At 60.6% G+C, this 15,027-nt stretch carries 12 protein-coding genes and 3 tRNA genes; 1 reads left to right on the top strand and 14 read right to left on the bottom strand.

Annotated elements, in window-relative coordinates; all coding sequences use genetic code 11:
• Positions 1-41: 41 nt before the first annotated feature.
• From ACFDR9_RS11275 to ACFDR9_RS11210, 14 genes are all read right to left on the bottom strand, one after another.
• Positions 42-674: a response regulator transcription factor gene (locus tag ACFDR9_RS11275; protein WP_026132487.1), complete on the bottom strand. Its 633-nt coding sequence runs from the start codon at positions 672-674 to the stop codon at positions 42-44.
• Positions 675-881: 207 nt separating this feature from the next.
• Positions 882-1,283 (bottom strand): MerR family transcriptional regulator, encoded by a 402-nt coding sequence (locus ACFDR9_RS11270; protein ID WP_017875099.1) that lies wholly within the window; start codon positions 1,281-1,283, stop codon positions 882-884.
• 10 nt (positions 1,284-1,293) lie between these two features.
• Positions 1,294-1,641, bottom strand: a complete 348-nt coding sequence (locus tag ACFDR9_RS11265) for an integration host factor subunit alpha (protein WP_017875098.1) — start codon at positions 1,639-1,641, stop codon at positions 1,294-1,296.
• 125 nt (positions 1,642-1,766) lie between these two features.
• The gene (gene pheT / locus ACFDR9_RS11260; protein ID WP_409031055.1) at positions 1,767-4,193 is read right to left on the bottom strand and encodes a phenylalanine--tRNA ligase subunit beta; all 2,427 of its coding nucleotides are present in this window, start codon (positions 4,191-4,193) and stop codon (positions 1,767-1,769) included.
• A gap of 81 nt (positions 4,194-4,274) precedes the next feature.
• Positions 4,275-5,291, bottom strand: coding sequence for a phenylalanine--tRNA ligase subunit alpha (gene pheS, locus ACFDR9_RS11255; RefSeq protein WP_017875096.1), 1,017 nt, complete (start codon positions 5,289-5,291; stop codon positions 4,275-4,277).
• Between the two features lie 144 nt (positions 5,292-5,435).
• The gene (gene rplT / locus ACFDR9_RS11250; RefSeq protein ID WP_026132485.1) at positions 5,436-5,798 is read right to left on the bottom strand and encodes a 50S ribosomal protein L20; all 363 of its coding nucleotides are present in this window, start codon (positions 5,796-5,798) and stop codon (positions 5,436-5,438) included.
• A gap of 26 nt (positions 5,799-5,824) precedes the next feature.
• Positions 5,825-6,022 carry a 50S ribosomal protein L35 gene (rpmI, locus tag ACFDR9_RS11245; RefSeq protein WP_081611980.1) on the bottom strand — a complete coding sequence of 66 codons (198 nt, stop codon included), beginning with the start codon at positions 6,020-6,022 and terminating at the stop codon, positions 5,825-5,827.
• A 216-nt stretch (positions 6,023-6,238) separates the two neighbouring features.
• A complete protein-coding gene (infC, locus tag ACFDR9_RS11240; protein ID WP_409031070.1) occupies positions 6,239-6,766 on the bottom strand; it encodes a translation initiation factor IF-3 in 528 nt (175 codons plus the stop codon).
• A gap of 45 nt (positions 6,767-6,811) precedes the next feature.
• Positions 6,812-8,719, bottom strand: coding sequence for a threonine--tRNA ligase (thrS, locus tag ACFDR9_RS11235; protein ID WP_409031054.1), 1,908 nt, complete (start codon positions 8,717-8,719; stop codon positions 6,812-6,814).
• Positions 8,720-8,928: 209 nt separating this feature from the next.
• Positions 8,929-9,005, bottom strand: a tRNA-Val gene (locus tag ACFDR9_RS11230).
• Positions 9,006-9,084: 79 nt separating this feature from the next.
• Positions 9,085-9,161: transfer RNA gene (locus ACFDR9_RS11225), tRNA-Val, on the bottom strand.
• A gap of 88 nt (positions 9,162-9,249) precedes the next feature.
• Positions 9,250-9,326 (bottom strand) — tRNA-Val (locus ACFDR9_RS11220).
• Between the two features lie 92 nt (positions 9,327-9,418).
• Complete coding sequence (locus tag ACFDR9_RS11215; protein WP_409031053.1) at positions 9,419-11,557, bottom strand: glycoside hydrolase; 2,139 nt, start codon at positions 11,555-11,557, stop codon at positions 9,419-9,421.
• A 384-nt stretch (positions 11,558-11,941) separates the two neighbouring features.
• Positions 11,942-13,399, bottom strand: a complete 1,458-nt coding sequence (locus ACFDR9_RS11210; protein ID WP_409031052.1) for a glycoside hydrolase family 18 protein — start codon at positions 13,397-13,399, stop codon at positions 11,942-11,944.
• A gap of 499 nt (positions 13,400-13,898) precedes the next feature.
• Between ACFDR9_RS11210 and ACFDR9_RS11205 the strand changes: the two genes are divergently transcribed.
• Positions 13,899-14,843: a cation diffusion facilitator family transporter gene (locus ACFDR9_RS11205; RefSeq protein WP_409031051.1), complete on the top strand. Its 945-nt coding sequence runs from the start codon at positions 13,899-13,901 to the stop codon at positions 14,841-14,843.
• Positions 14,844-15,027: the final 184 nt, after the last annotated feature.

Raw genomic sequence — 15,027 nt, 5'->3', positions numbered from 1 at the left:
ACCCCCCGCGCCGAAAAGCCGCCCGGCGCCGGCGCGCCGCATCAGTCGAGCAGGTTGTTCTTCATTGCATAGTAAGTCAGGTCGCTGTTCGACTGCAAGCCCATCTTTTCCATAATGCGGGTGCGGTAGGTACTGACGGTCTTAATGCTCAGCGACAGCGCCACGCCGATATCGGACACGGTCGCGCCGCGCGCCAGGCGCAGGAAAACCTGGAATTCGCGGTCCGACAGTTCGGTGTGCAGCGCCGTGTTCGGGTCGCGGTCGAAGGACTGCGCCAGCAACTCGCCCACGGTCGAACTGACATAGCGCCGGCCCTGGTGCACCGTGCGCACCGCCGTCATCAGCTCGTCGGCCTCGCATTCCTTGTTCAGATAGCCGTTGGCGCCCATTTTGAACAGGTTCAGCGCGTACTGCTGCGCCGGATAGCCGCTGAGGATCAGCACGGGCAAGTCGGGCTGGCCCTGGCGGATCGTACGCAGCGTGTCGATGCCGCTTTGGTCCGGCATGGCTATGTCCAGCAGCAACACGTCGCATATCTCGCGGCGGGCGATATCGAGGGCCTCGCGTCCCGTACCGGCTTCCGCCACCACGCTAAAATCGTCCGAGGACGAAAAAATCTGTTTGAATCCTGCTCTTACTATTTGGTGGTCATCACAAATGGCAACGCGTATCATTGTTTCCCCTTAAATTTTCCTGGCATGGGAAAAAAGACCGGTCCTTGAACGCCGTCCCGGCTCAGCGTAGGCATTGTTTGTTAAAAAATACAATATTGGCATTATAACCTTATGTTTGTCGCGGCAATCGCGGTTCGCCCGGTGGCGCGCGCCGCCCCGACAAAAAAAAGAGGCGGGGTAGCGCCTCTCCATATATGGGAGCGGATCTCACTTTAGCAAGTTGAGAATTTCAATTAGCTCACTGCGTATCATATTGCGGTCGAGCTGTTGCCGCTGCACTGCGGCGACGGCGGCGACGGCCCCGTGGCCGTGCGCTTCGGCGCCGTCGAGCATGCGGGTGTCAAGCTTGTTGCGCGCGCCGCTGATGGTAAAACCCTGCTCATACAGCAATTCGCGTATGCGCCGTATCAACAGTACTTCGTGGTGCTGGTAGTAACGCCGGTTGCCGCGCCGCTTGACCGGCTTCAACTGGGTGAATTCCTGCTCCCAGTAGCGCAGCACGTGGGGTTTGACGCCACACAGTTCGCTCACTTCGCCTATCGTGAAATAGCGCTTCGCCGGGATCGGCGGCAACACGATAAGCTCGGATTTACTGATGCGCTCGTTCATCAAGGCTCACTCAGGCGGCGCGCGCCAGCGGATTGGTTTCTTCGACCATGCCCTTCAACTTCTGGCTGGCGTGGAAAGTCACCACACGGCGCGCCGTGATTGGAATTTCCTCGCCGGTTTTCGGGTTGCGGCCCGGTCGCTGCGGCTTGTCGCGCAACTGGAAGTTGCCGAAGCCGGACAGCTTGACGGCCTCGCCGCGTTCCAGCGCGTTGCGGATTTCGTCGAAAAAGGTTTCGACCATGTCCTTCGCTTCGCGCTTGTTCAAGCCGACCTGCTCGAACAACAGTTCGGCCAGTTCGGCCTTGGTCAAGGTCGGTAAATCTTTTTCCGCTTCCTGGCGCACCTTCGCCACCAGCATTGCCCGGTGCAAATCGGCAGCCAATGCGGATTGGAGTACGGCGGAATCAACGTCGTTGTTATTAATTTTCCAGCCCTGCCTTCTATATGCGTACGGCGCCGGCGCTGGCCGGCTCCCGCTGATGATTACGAACGCAATTTCGCGTTGTGCTGTTGCACCGCCGCCGCCGTCAACGCCGTCATAACGGCGTCGACGACATCGTCTTGCAAGGTGTTTTGAGTATCTTGCAAGCTAAAGCGGAAAGCAAGGCTTTTTTCGTCCGACTCCAGCCCCTTGCCACGATATTCATCAAATAAAACAATGGCTTGCACAATCTTCGCCGGCGCGTTGACGGCAATTTCCGCGCCAAAAGCGTCGAGCAAATCCTGCGCCGGCACGTCCTGCTTGACCACCAGCGCCAGGTCGCGGCTGGCGCCCGGGAACTTGGAAATCTCCGCGTATTTTGGCACGGAACGTTGCTGCAACGCAACTGCATCGACCTCGAACAGCACCGGAGCTTGCGGCAGGTCATATTTTTGCATCCAGCGCGGGTGCAATTCGCCGATGAAGCCGACCAGCTTGCCGTCGATTTCAATGTTGGCCGAACGGCCCGGGTGCAGCGCCGGGTGTTCGGCCTTGACGAAGCGCAACGCCTGCGGCGCGAACAGCGCTTCCAGGTCGGACTTGACGTCGAAGAAGTCGACGCCGCGGGCGGCCTGGCCCCACTGCTCGTCGGCCACCGGGCCGTAGGCCATCGCCGCCACCCGTTTCGGCTGCTCGTAGCCGGCCACGCTGAGCGCGCCGTCGGCGACCGCCGCGTTGCGCTGGAAGACGGCGCCGACCTCGAACACGCGCACGCGCCCGAGCTTGCGGTTCAGGTTATAACGCACGTTGGCGACCAGGCTGCCGATCAGCGAGGAACGCATCACGCTCATCTGGCTGGCGATCGGGTTTTGCAGCTTGATCGGCGCGCTGTTGTTGGAGAAATCGCGCTCCCAGGCGGCGTCGACAAAGCTCATGTTGACCACTTCCTGGAAACCCAGGTCGGCCAGCTGGTGGCGCACGGCGAACAGCGAGCGGCTGTTTTCCGGCGCGATCTGCATCTTGTTGGCGGCCACCGGCGGCAGCGCCGGGATGTTCTCGAAGCCGTACACGCGCGCCACTTCCTCGATCAAGTCTTCCTCGATCTCGATGTCGAAACGGTAGGACGGCGCCGTCACGTGGAACACGCCCTCGGCCAGTGTGAACGGCAGCGCCAGGCGGGTGAAGATGTCGGCGATCACGGCGTCGCTCAAGGGTACGCCGATGACCTTCTGGGCGCGCGCGGTGCGCAGCGCCACCGGCGCGCGCCGCGGCAGGTTGACGACGTGGTCGTCGACCGGGCCGACCTGGGTGTGCTGGGTGCCGCAGATTTCGACGATCAGCGAGGTGATGCGCTCGATGTGCTCGACCGTGGTGGCGAAGTCGACGCCACGCTCGAAGCGGTGCGCCGCGTCGGTCGAAAAGTTGAAGCGGCGCGCCCGGCCCTGGATGGCGTTGGGCCACCAGAACGCCGCTTCCAGGTAGATGCTGTCGGTGTCGTCGGAAACGGCGGTGGCGTCGCCGCCCATGATGCCGGCCAGCGATTCGATGTCGCGCTCGTCCGAAATAACGCCGATCCACTCGTCGATGGCGACGGTGTTGCCGTTCAACAGCTTCAACGATTCGCCCGGCTTGCCCCAGCGCACGTTCAAGCCGCCGTGGATTTTCGCCAGGTCGAACACGTGGCTGGGACGGCCCAGCTCCAGCATCACATAGTTGGAAATGTCGACCAGGGCCGAGACCGGGCGCTGGCCGCTGCGCTCGAGGCGCTGCTTGATCCAGTCCGGGGTGGCGGCCTTGGCGTTGAGGTTGCGGATCACGCGCCCGGAGAAGCGCCCGCACAGGTCCGGCGCGCTGACCGTCACCGGCAGCACTTCGGCGCTGTTGACGGCGACGCTGCGGTATTGCGGCTGGTGCAGCGGGGTGCCGGTCAGCGCCGACACTTCGCGCGCCACGCCCAGCACCGACAGGCAGTCGGCCTTGTTCGGCGTCAGCTTGATGGTGAATTTCAGGTCGTTCAGGGCGTAGTAGTCGCGGAAGTTCTGGCCGACCGGGGCGTCGTCGGGCAGCTCCAGCAAACCGGCGTTTTCTTCCGACAGCTTGAGTTCGCGCGCCGAGCACAACATGCCCTGCGACTCGACGCCGCGCAGCTCGCCGACCTTGATTTCAAACGGCTTGCCGTCGGCGCCCGGCGGCAGGATCGCGCCGGCCATCGCGCACACCACCTTCAGGCCCGGGCGCACGTTGGGCGCGCCGCAGACGATGTTGAGCAAGGTGCCGGTGCCGACGTCGACTTGGCAGACGTTCAGACGGTCCGCGTTCGGATGCTTGTTCATCTCGCGCACCAGGCCGACGACGACGTTGGAGAACGGCGGCGCGACCGCCTCGACGGCCTCGACTTCGAGACCGGACATGGTCAGCAAATGGGCCAGTTCATCCGAAGTCATCTTCGGATCGACCATGGTACGGAGCCAGTTTTCGGAAAATTGCATAATCAAGCCTTCAGCCGCAAAGAATAGTCAAAGCGCGAGCGCGCAGCGAGGCGCTCGAACGCACAGAATGTGAAGCGGTGTTTAATTAAACTGCTTCAAGAAACGCAAATCGCCCTCGTAGAACAGGCGCAGGTCGTTGATGCCGTAGCGCAGCATGGTCAGGCGTTCGATGCCGGAGCCGAAGGCGAAGCCGATGAAGCGCTCGGGATCGAGGCCGAAGTTCTTCACCACACTGGGATGCACCTGGCCGGCGCCCGACACTTCCAGCCAGCGGCCCTTCAAGGGACCGCTGCCGAAGGCGATGTCGATCTCGGCCGACGGTTCCGTGAACGGGAAGTAAGACGGGCGGAAACGCACCTGCAGGTCGTCGGTCTCGAAGAAGGCCTTGACGAAGTTCAGATACACGCCCTTCAGGTCGGCGAAGCTGATGTCCTCGGCGATCCACAGGCCTTCGACCTGGTGGAACATCGGCGAATGGGTGGCGTCGCTGTCGACGCGGTAGGTGCGGCCGGGCGCGATCACCTTGATCGGCGGCGTGTGCGTGCGCGCGTAGCGCACTTGCATCGGGCTGGTATGGGTGCGCAGCAACAGGTTCTTGCCTTCGCTGTCCTGGCCGTCGATGTAGAAGGTGTCCTGCATCGAGCGGGCCGGATGGTTTTCCGGGCTGTTCAGCGCCGTGAAATTGGTCCAGTCGTTTTCAATCTCGGGGCCGTCGGCGACGTCGAAGCCGATCGAGCGGAAGATTTCCTCGATCCGCTCCCAGCTGCGCATCACCGGGTGGATGCCGCCCATGGCGCGGCCGCGGCCGGGCAGCGACACGTCGATCGCTTCGCCGTTCAGGCGTTGCTGCATCTGGGCGTCGGCCAGCGCGTCGCGCCGGGCCGTCAGCGCGTCTTCGATGCGCACCTTGGCGGCGTTGATCGTCGCGCCCTGCGCCTTGCGCGCTTCCGGGTCGAGCTTGCCCAGGCCCTTCATCAATTCGGTAATTTGGCCGGTCTTGCCAAGGTACTTGGCTTTGGCGTTTTCAAGTGCGGCAGCGTCCGCGGCGGCGATAAAGTCAGCCTGGGCCGAGACGACGAGTTGTTCTAGGGGGTTCATGCGGCTTTTCCTGTCTTGGAAAACAATTCCTGGGCACCGGAGCAAATAGCTGGCCCAACAATCAAAAACGGGGCATAAGGTTATGCACCCCTGCCCCGCTCTTTTTACGCCACCCTGGGGTGGCGCTGGCAACATCGACGCTGATTAAGCAGCGGCGATTTTTGCTTTGACTGCATTGACAATCGCGGCGAACGCCGGCTTGTCCATCACAGCCATATCGGCCAGGACTTTACGGTCCAGTTCGATAGATGCTTTTTTCAAGCCGTTCATGAAGACGCTGTACGTTACGCCATGCTCACGGGAAGCGGCGTTGATACGAGCGATCCACAGGCGGCGGAAAACGCGCTTCTTGTTACGACGGTCGCGGTAAGCGTATTGGCCAGCGCGCATGACTGCTTGCTTGGCAACACGGTAAACCTTGCTGCGACGACCGCGGTAACCCTTGGCCATGTTAAGGATTTTTTTATGACGGGCACGAGCTGTAACCCCACGTTTTACTCTAGGCATAGTAACTCCTTAAATTGAGTGTGAGATTAAGCTGATGGCATCATGCGCATGACGGACTTGACGTCAGCCGCTGCGACATTGGTAATACCGCGCAACTGGCGTTTTACTTTGGTGGTCTTTTTGGTCAAGATGTGGCGTTTGAACGCATGGCCACATTTAACGGTTCCACCCGGACGCACGCGAAAACGTTTTTTCGCGGAGCTTTTGGTTTTCATCTTAGGCATAACTATCTGTCCTTTTATGGACAGCTCCATATATGACAGGATTGCAGGTGGCAACGATACGTCGCGCTTAGATGCCTGCTTTCACATGTCGTGCAGCGGATGCGAGTCCACTACAGTTCGCTGCAACCGCCCATTGCTGGACGGCCGCGGCAAATGATACCTGAAACCCCGGCGCCGCGCCAATGCTGGCGCGAGACCGCCTCGGTTTACAGTGGTTTATTTCTTTTTCTTCGGCGAAAGGACCATGATCATCTGGCGCCCTTCCATCTTCGGAAACTGCTCGACCTGGCCGTACGGCTCCAGATCGGCCTTCAAACGCTCGAGCATACGGAAACCGATATCCTGGTGCGCCATCTCACGACCGCGGAAACGCAGCGTGATTTTGGTTTTGTCGCCTTCATCGAGGAACTTGATGAGGTTACGCAGCTTGATATTGTAGTCGCCATCATCGGTGCCCGGACGGAATTTGACTTCCTTCACGAGGATGATTTTCTGCTTCAATTTCGCTTCGTGAGCCTTCTTCTGCTCCGAATACTTGAATTTGCCGTAGTCCATCAAACGACACACCGGCGGCTGCGCGGTAGGCGCAATTTCCACCAGGTCGACGTTTGCCTCTTCCGCCAGGCGGAAGGCTTCGGCCAAAGTCACGATACCGAGTGCCTCGTTATCGACCCCACTTAAACGCATTTCAGGGGCAGTGATTTCGCCATTGATGCGATGCGACTTGTCAGTAGCTATTGTAATTTCCTTTAAAAATCTTGTAAAACGGCAGTGCTGCGAGTCTCCTCGTCAGGCTTTGTTGGCGACGTCCAGTTGGAGTCGTTCAACCAGGGCGTCGATGGACATGACGCCCAGATCGACATTGCCCCGCGCCCGCACGGCCACGGTGTTGGCATCCCGTTCTTTGTCGCCGATTACAAGGATGTAAGGCAGTTTTTGTACGGAATGTTCGCGTATTTTATAGGTAATCTTCTCGTTACGCAAATCAGCGTGCACGCGGAAGCCCTTTTTGCGCAATTCTGTCGCTAAATTCTGCGCATACTCAGCCTGCGCGTCCGAGATGTTCAGTACCGCCACCTGCACCGGCGCCAGCCACATCGGCAAGGCGCCGGCGTAGTTTTCGATCAAGATGCCGATGAAACGTTCCATCGAGCCGACGATGGCCCGGTGCAGCATGACCGGCACCTTGCGGGTGTTGTCGACGGCGACGTATTCGGCGCCCAGGCGGCCCGGCATCGACGGGTCGATCTGCATCGTGCCGACCTGCCAGGCGCGCCCCAGGCTATCCTTCAGATGGTATTCGATTTTCGGACCGTAGAACGCGCCCTCGCCCGGCAACTCGGTCCAGGTGACGCCGCAGCTGCGCAGCGCCGAACGCAGCGCCTCCTCGGCCGCGTCCCAACTCTCCTCGGTGCCGATACGGCTGTCCGGGCGCAGCGCCAGCTTGACTTCGATGTTATGGAAGCCGAACGCCGTGTAGACCTCCATCGCCTGCTGGTGGAAGGCCGCGACCTCGCCGGCGATCTGCTCGTCGGTACAGAAGATGTGGCCGTCGTCCTGGGTGAAGCCGCGCACCCGCATGATGCCGTGCAGCGCGCCGGACGGCTCGTTGCGGTGGCACTGGCCGAACTCGCCGTAACGCAAAGGCAGGTCGCGGTAGCTGCGCATATTGCTATTGAAAATCTGTACATGGCCCGGGCAATTCATCGGCTTCAGCGCGTACGAGCGGTTTTCCGACTCGGTGACGAACATGTTTTCGCGGTAATTGTCCCAGTGGCCGGTTTTTTCCCACAGGCTGCGGTCGAGGATCTGCGGCGCCTTCACTTCCTGGTAGCCGTTGATCTGGTAAATGTTGCGCATGTATTGCTCGACCTGCTGCCAGATCGACCAACCCTTCGGATGCCAGAACACCAGGCCCGGCGCCTCGTCCTGGAAGTGGAAGAAATCGAGTTGCTTGCCCAGCTTGCGGTGGTCGCGCTTCTCGGCCTCCTCCAGCATGAACAGGTATTGTTCCTGGTCTTCCTTCTTTACCCAGGCGGTGCCATACACGCGCTGCAGCATTTCATTCTTGGAGTCGCCGCGCCAGTAGGCGCCGGCCAGCTTCATCAGCTTGAACACCTTCAGCTTGCCGGTCGACGGCACGTGCGGGCCGCGGCACAAGTCGGTGAACTTGCCTTCGGCGTACAGCGACACTTCCTGGTCGGCCGGAATCGAGCCGATGATCTCGGCCTTGTAGTTCTCGCCGATACCCTTGAAGTAGGCCACGGCCTCGTCGCGCCCCAGCACCGTGCGAACCACCGGCTCGTCTTTCTTGGCCAGCTCGGCCATTTTCTTTTCGATGACGACCAGATCTTCCGGCGTAAACGGACGCTTGTAGGCGAAGTCGTAATAGAAGCCGTTTTCAATCACCGGGCCGATCGTCACTTGCGCGTCCGGGAACAATTCCTTGACGGCGTAGGCCAGCAAGTGGGCGGTCGAGTGGCGAATCACTTCCAGCGCGTCGGCGTCCTTGTCCGTGACGATGGCCACGTCGGCGTCCTTTTCAATCAAGAAGGAGGTGTCGACCAGCTTGCCGTCAACCTTGCCGGCCAGCGCGGCCTTCGCCAGGCCAGTACCGATATTGACGGCCACCTGGGCCACGGTCACCGGACCGTCGAACTGACGCGCGGAACCATCGGGAAGTCGGACTGTAAGCATATTGATCTCCGGGTAAAAACAGCTGAAATATTGAAATGGAATTCGAATGGGATGCGCAACGAAAACGCGGACGAAAAAAAACGCGGACTAGCCGCGTTTTTCTCCTTTTAGCAAGCAAAGAAAATCCAGTCGACTAGCGTCACTCCCAAATCCTGGTAGTAGTTCGCGGTGTCATAACCGATTCGCCTTTCTAGCTCTTACATATATTCTGGTGGGCGGTGAGGAATTCGAATCCCCGACCCCTTGGATGTCGACCAAGTATTCTAACCAGCTGAACTAACCGCCCGAAAAACTTTTTTTAAAACCACAACTGCTGCCAGTCGTTCGCGGCGTAAAACTACGATCGCTATCTTACTACACTGTTCTGGTGGGCGGTGAGGAATTCGAATCCCCGACCCCTTGGATGTCGACCAAGTATTCTAACCAGCTGAACTAACCGCCCGCAAATGCTACTAGAAACAACAACTTACAACAAGCAACTTCGTTGCCTGCCGCGCCAACCTGCCGCGCGGCGTGGCCCTACTTTGTCCTGGTGGGCGGTGAGGAATTCGAATCCCCGACCCCTTGGATGTCGACCAAGTATTCTAACCAGCTGAACTAACCGCCCGAAGACCAGCATTATAGGAAGGGTAGGCGGCAAATACAAGGGCTGATTGCAGGAAACTTTGACATGAATGAAAAGTGTTCGCAAAGCAGGCATTACTCGGCCGCCACGACGTACACGCTGCTGTAGCCATCGCTGTTGATCGCCGTCACGCTGCGCTTGGCTAAACGCCGGCCATCCACCACCAGGTCCTTGTCGCCAAAGTTGGCGATCAGTCGGGTGCCGTCGCTGTAACGGGCTTCCTGCAGCAGGCGGTCCGGCGACATCGCGCTGAACGCCGTCATCTGTTCGCCCGCCAGGCGCTGGTGCAAGGGACGGAAGAAGGCGTCCTGGCGCTTGATCAGCGGCAAGCGCTGGTCCAGCGTGTCGCCGCTCAAATGGTACAGCGGCGGCACGTTGTACAACAACTGCGTCAGCTCGTTGTCGCCGCGCACGTTGCCGAACTTCAAACTGTCGAACAGCCAGTGGTGGCTGCTGACCACGGAGCCGTGGAACACCGCCTGGTAGAGCGGCAGGCGCGTGGCCGGATTGAAGTGGATCGCCCTCAGCGACTCCTTCAAGGGCACCTGTTTGAAAAACACCGTCGGCTGCGAGGCGGGGAACCAGCTGCCGAGGAAGTGCGGCGAATTCTTATCCTTTTGCATATCCTTGTCGCCCCAGCCGATCACCGGGGTCTGCACGCCGTGGGCGAACAGGATGCCCTGCGCGGCCGGGCCGTGGCCGTCCTCCGAACCGGCCGGCATCTTCAGCGTATCCGAGATCCAGCGCGACGCCTCCATATTGCCGGCGGCGTTCTGCGCCTGCGTCATTGGCGCCTCGGCGCGGTAACTGTCGAACACCATGCCGCTCGCATAGGCGTCCAGGAACCAGCTGTTGAAGCCGGCCTTCGCCGCGACCGCCTTGACGCGCGCCTGCAACACCGGGCGCACGCAGTTCGAATCGGTGTAGCGGCCCGATTTCTGGAAACCGGCTCGGAACAAACCGCTCTTGAGCACGATCGCGCAATCGCGGTACACCTTCTCGCCCAGGTGCGCGGTGGCCCAGTCGGGATTGCTGCCCGGCTTTAGCGCCGTCTCGTAGGAATCGTAGGGCGCGACCAGATAGCCGGCCTCGACGCCGGCGGCGACCGCCTCCGGATGCCACAAACCACCCTCCCAGCCTTCGCCCAGGCCGATCCACAGGCGCGGCAGGCCGGCCTTGCGGAGTTTTTTCATGGTTGCCACCGACACCCCGCCGCCCCACGCGCCGGGGTCGGCTGTCAGCGTGCGCGCGAAGGTGCGCGCCACCTCGGCGCGCAACTCGCCGTAGCGCCCGGCCAGCACCTCGGCGTCGGGGGCGGCGGTTTGCCAGCTGTCGCGCGCCAGCGCGTTCAGGGCGCCGTTGACGGCGTCGAGCAGCGCGCGCTGTTGCGCCCGCTCCGGCAAGCCGCGCGCCTCGGCCAGCGCCTCGGCGCCGTCGCGCCCGACATTGGCGCGCAGACGCACGGCCAGCGCGGCGTCGCCGCGCAGCACGGCGAGGAAAGCCGGCCAGTCGCGCACATCGGCCGGCGCCAGCAAGCCGCCGCCCCACAAATACACGTGCGCGGCGCCGAACAGCCTGGCGCCCTCGGGCGAACGGCCGACCTTCTCCTTGAGCGTCTCGAACTTGCCTTCCGCCACCAGCCAGTCGCGGTAGCGCCTGGCCCCGGCCAGCGCGTCGGGACCGTTCAAGTGCAGGATCAGCGTCATCGGCGCGGCCGGCGCCAGACTGACGAATTCGTGGCTGAGCGCGAAACTGACGCCGTCGCCGTCGCGCGCCACCTTGACCTTGTTATTAAAGGGATTCGTCATCAACCACGACAGCGAGAAGGCGCCGTGGTCCACGCCCCACAGCGGCAAACTCAGATCCTGCGCGGTATTGAACTCGCCCAAGTCGAGCAAGAACTTCTGCCAGACCTTGTCGCCGGCCGGCACATAATGGCCCTCCGCCAGCGGCATGATCAAGCCGCGGCCGGCGGCGGCGGCGGACTGGCGCAGAAACACCAGCTCGCCGGCGCTCTTGGCGTGGATCGCCACCAGCAGATCGCGGTCCTTCAACTCCAGCTCGAAGCGATAGGCGCCGGCGTCCCACTGCCACTGCAAGCGCGTGGCGCTTTGCTGCAACACACTGACCGCATGCTTGCCGGCGCCGTCCGACAGCGCGACCGGCACAGCGCCCGCCGGCTGCACCCGCAGCGCCAGCGTGGCCGGCTCCACCTCTACGCGCCAGGCGGAATTTTCCAGTACGGCGGCGCGGCCCAACACAGGCCCAAGCAACAAAAGAAGGGACCAGACACGCGGTATAGACAACATGAAATCCTTGGAATCGAAGCAGAAGAGACGAGCGAAAACGGCAACATTATACTGGTGGCCTGGCGGACAACGCGGCAAGCCGCCCAACGACATCATTGCCCTCGCCAACACCGGCGTCAACCTCACTTACATTGTGAAACCAAAGCCCGCCGCCGCACGCAACACTCTGGGGTCGGGATGGGGGAAAAGCGCCAGATGGCAAAATGGCCGGGCAACAAGCGCCCGGCCATCGTAACTCACCCCCAACCATTCTCCGCGCGGCGATCGCTAACGCGGCGCCCGACTTACCTATTTGCCGGCTTTAACGCCGGCAAATACCTCGTTGATGGCGTCCACCAGTGGCGAGCTCGTCTGCGGGCAATGTTTGAGCATGAGGCCGACGTTTTCGACCTCATTTGTCATGCCCAGCAGATCCCCGTAGGTAGTCCAGATAATGACGCCGGCCAGCCCTTTCTCCTTAATATAGTCTGCCTTCAACCTGATCGAGCGCTCGTTGTCGAAACTGAGAAAATATTTTCCCTTGGTCAGATACGGCACCATCGCATTCTCGTCCCAATGGTATTGCCAGCCGTCGGCACCGCCGCCGCCGGTTTTTTGCAAAATGGCGCTATACAGCGGGGTGCCGTCCCATATACCCAAGGGCCAGTTATCGAAGTCGCCGCAACTGAGAATTGGCCCGTCCGGGTTGACCGACACATCTTTCTTGACGGTTGGGGCATTCAGCGCGCCCACATTTTCCGTGATCACGCCGCGGCCGTAAAATGCCGCGCCCAGGTTGATTCTCTCCGCGGCCACGCCCTTTCCGATCAGGAAATTGGTCGTGCTATCGAGGGACACTGGGCTTTCCGAGCCGGGATAATTGAACAACGGCGTATTATGCCCTGCGATATCCGACCAGCCGCCGTTGATATCGTAGCTCATGATATTAAAATAGTCCATGCTGGCCTGCAATCTCGCCCAATCAAATCCTTCCAAGTATACGGGAGAAGCGGACATGGCCGCCGTGATCAGTTTATCGCGGCCGATTTTCGCACGCACCTCCTCCATCATGATGGCAAAATTTCCGTAATCAGCCTCGGAATAATGCTCGATATTCATTCCCTTGGCATTAGGGTACTCCCAGTCGAAATCGATGCCGTCGAAGCCCATTTCGATCAGCTTGGAGCACTCGCGGACAAGGGTGCCGCGCATGGCCGGATCGGCCGCCACCTCGCAAAAGTGCTTGGACATGCTCCAGCCGCCCAATGAGGCCATCACCTTCGTACCTTCGGCGTGGACCTTTGCCAGCAAACCGGGCCGCCCGTCCGGCTTGGGCAGTAGCAGCGGAAACGCGCCGCTTGCTTGCGTATTGATGTTTTTCCAGCCGCCTGCTTCGTTACGATAACCCTGCTGATATTCGTAGCTATTGTCCTGAATCCAGGAAATCACCAATAGTTCACCATGCAGAATATGCATATCAAAGCTGCTATAAATATCGCTGTGAATCAACTCATTCGGTTCTTGCACCTGCCCGGCCAGATGGATTTGTTGGTTGCGATGATCACCGCTATGCAGGGTGCCATCCTTCGCCAGGCCAAAGAAGGAGAAATTCAACATGGTGTATTTACTAAAATCCACGTTCAATTGATTATACCCGCCTTTTGGCACCAGGCCGGCGACATCCTTCCAACCGTCATACTGTGTTATATAACCAATAACCTGCTTGGAATGTTGCGTACCTGCGTTGGATCGTTTGATGGCTGACATATTTTCCTTTTATGGTTTATTTCCAGAGGTTGTCCAAAAAAATTCCCTAGCGCGCGCAGTAGTTTTCGCGGCTTGTCCGAAAACGGCCTACCCAAAATGATTACTTCCGCAATTAGCCACCAGAATAAATTCCTTGCCGATGCGCGTTTATTTAAATGAAATAGGCACGTTGGACTTTCAAACAATAGCGCCACGCCGCATATTAATCGATGCCGGCGCGCGGCTTTATTGATCCTTCTCAAGCGAATTCATCATTGCCACCAAGGCGTTCATTTTATAGCTGAGTTTTTCGGATATAACCGCGTCGAGGCATTGAGACTACTCACTTGCACGTCAAAGCAGCACGATCGAAACGCCTATCGCCCTCGGGCGCGCAATCAAAAACCGCAAGCCTGCCGCAACGCGCGGGCGTCGCTTGACTGGCGCCGGCGGTTGACGTACACGCCCGCGCCACACTTCCTTTACACTGGCGTTACCCTTATTAACTTTGAAATCACCGATGCCCGCAAAAAATCCCTCTTCGGCCCATTTGCACGCCCACCTTGCCGGCGACGCCAAGCACGCGCATTTTTTCGAGAACCGCAGCCAGAAGATCCTCGCCTGGGCGCTTGGCCTGACCTTGGCGTTCGCCGGCGTCGAGGTGCTTGCCGGCTTCCTCTCCCATTCTCTGGCGCTGATTTCGGACGCCGGCCACATGGTCACCGACGCCGCCGCGCTAGGCCTGGCCTTGCTGGCCCAGGTCATCGCCAAGCGTCCGCCGTCGGCCAAGCATTCGTTCGGCTTCGGCCGCGCCGAGGCGCTGGCCGCCTTCGTCAACGGCCTGGCGATGTTGGCGGTGGTGTTGTGGATTGCCTACGAGGCGGTGCAGCGTTTCGCCGCGCCGCAGCCGGTGCAGGGCGGCATGGTGGTGGTGGTGGCGGCGATCGGCCTGGCAATCAATCTGGTCGTGGCATGGGTGCTGTCGAAGGACAAGGACAGCTTGAACACCCGCGCGGCGCTGGTGCACGTGATGGGCGACTTGCTCGGTTCGCTGGCGGCGCTGGCCGCCGGCGCCGTGATCTACCTCACCGGCTGGATGCGGATCGATCCGCTGCTGTCGATTTTCGTCTCGCTGCTGATCCTGAAATCGACCGTCGGCGTGCTGCGCGAGTCCTACCATTTCCTGATGGAGGGCGTGCCGCGGCAGATCGATTACCTGGCCGTCGGCGCCGACCTCGCCCAAGTCGACGGCGTACTGTCGGTACATGATTTGCACGTGTGGGATATGTCGCCGGGCCAGCCGGCGCTGATCGGCCATCTGGAAATCGCCGACCTGCGCGAGTGGCCGCGGGTGCTGCGGGCGGTAAAGGCGATGCTGCTGGAGCGCCACGGCATCGACCATGTGACCTTGCAGGCGGAGGCGGCCGGCATGGGCGATTTGCACGCGGCCGAGCACACGCATTGATGGTTCGCGGTCCTGGCGCCGTAGTCGGATGCGCCGCCGACGTTGCGCAGCGGCGTGCCGCGTTGCGCTAGTGGGGGGGGGGGGGGAGAGAAGCACCAAACCCCAAAAAGAAAACGCAAGACCCCCCCCCCCCCTCTCCTCCACCCACCTTCTCCCTTCCAATTATCCCCCCCCCCCCCCCCCC

The organism is Janthinobacterium sp. CG_23.3 (genome assembly GCF_046115965.1).
GTDB lineage: Bacteria > Pseudomonadota > Gammaproteobacteria > Burkholderiales > Burkholderiaceae_D > Janthinobacterium.
This window is presented reverse-complemented; position numbering and strand designations above follow the sequence as displayed.

Excerpts from the sequence above, each read along its gene's own strand:
- ACFDR9_RS11275 (WP_026132487.1), bottom strand. The coding sequence starts at position 674 with ATGATACGCGTTGCCATTTGTGATGACCACCAAATAGTAAGAGCAGGA.
- ACFDR9_RS11270 (WP_017875099.1), bottom strand. The coding sequence starts at position 1,283 with ATGAACGAGCGCATCAGTAAATCCGAGCTTATCGTGTTGCCGCCGATC.
- ACFDR9_RS11265 (WP_017875098.1), bottom strand. The coding sequence starts at position 1,641 with ATGCTGGTGGCGAAGGTGCGCCAGGAAGCGGAAAAAGATTTACCGACC.
- pheT (WP_409031055.1), bottom strand. The coding sequence starts at position 4,193 with ATGCAATTTTCCGAAAACTGGCTCCGTACCATGGTCGATCCGAAGATG.
- pheS (WP_017875096.1), bottom strand. The coding sequence starts at position 5,291 with ATGAACCCCCTAGAACAACTCGTCGTCTCGGCCCAGGCTGACTTTATC.
- rplT (WP_026132485.1), bottom strand. The coding sequence starts at position 5,798 with ATGCCTAGAGTAAAACGTGGGGTTACAGCTCGTGCCCGTCATAAAAAA.
- rpmI (WP_081611980.1), bottom strand. The coding sequence starts at position 6,022 with ATGCCTAAGATGAAAACCAAAAGCTCCGCGAAAAAACGTTTTCGCGTG.
- thrS (WP_409031054.1), bottom strand. The coding sequence starts at position 8,719 with ATGCTTACAGTCCGACTTCCCGATGGTTCCGCGCGTCAGTTCGACGGT.
- ACFDR9_RS11210 (WP_409031052.1), bottom strand. The coding sequence starts at position 13,399 with ATGTCAGCCATCAAACGATCCAACGCAGGTACGCAACATTCCAAGCAG.
- ACFDR9_RS11205 (WP_409031051.1), top strand. The coding sequence starts at position 13,899 with ATGCCCGCAAAAAATCCCTCTTCGGCCCATTTGCACGCCCACCTTGCC.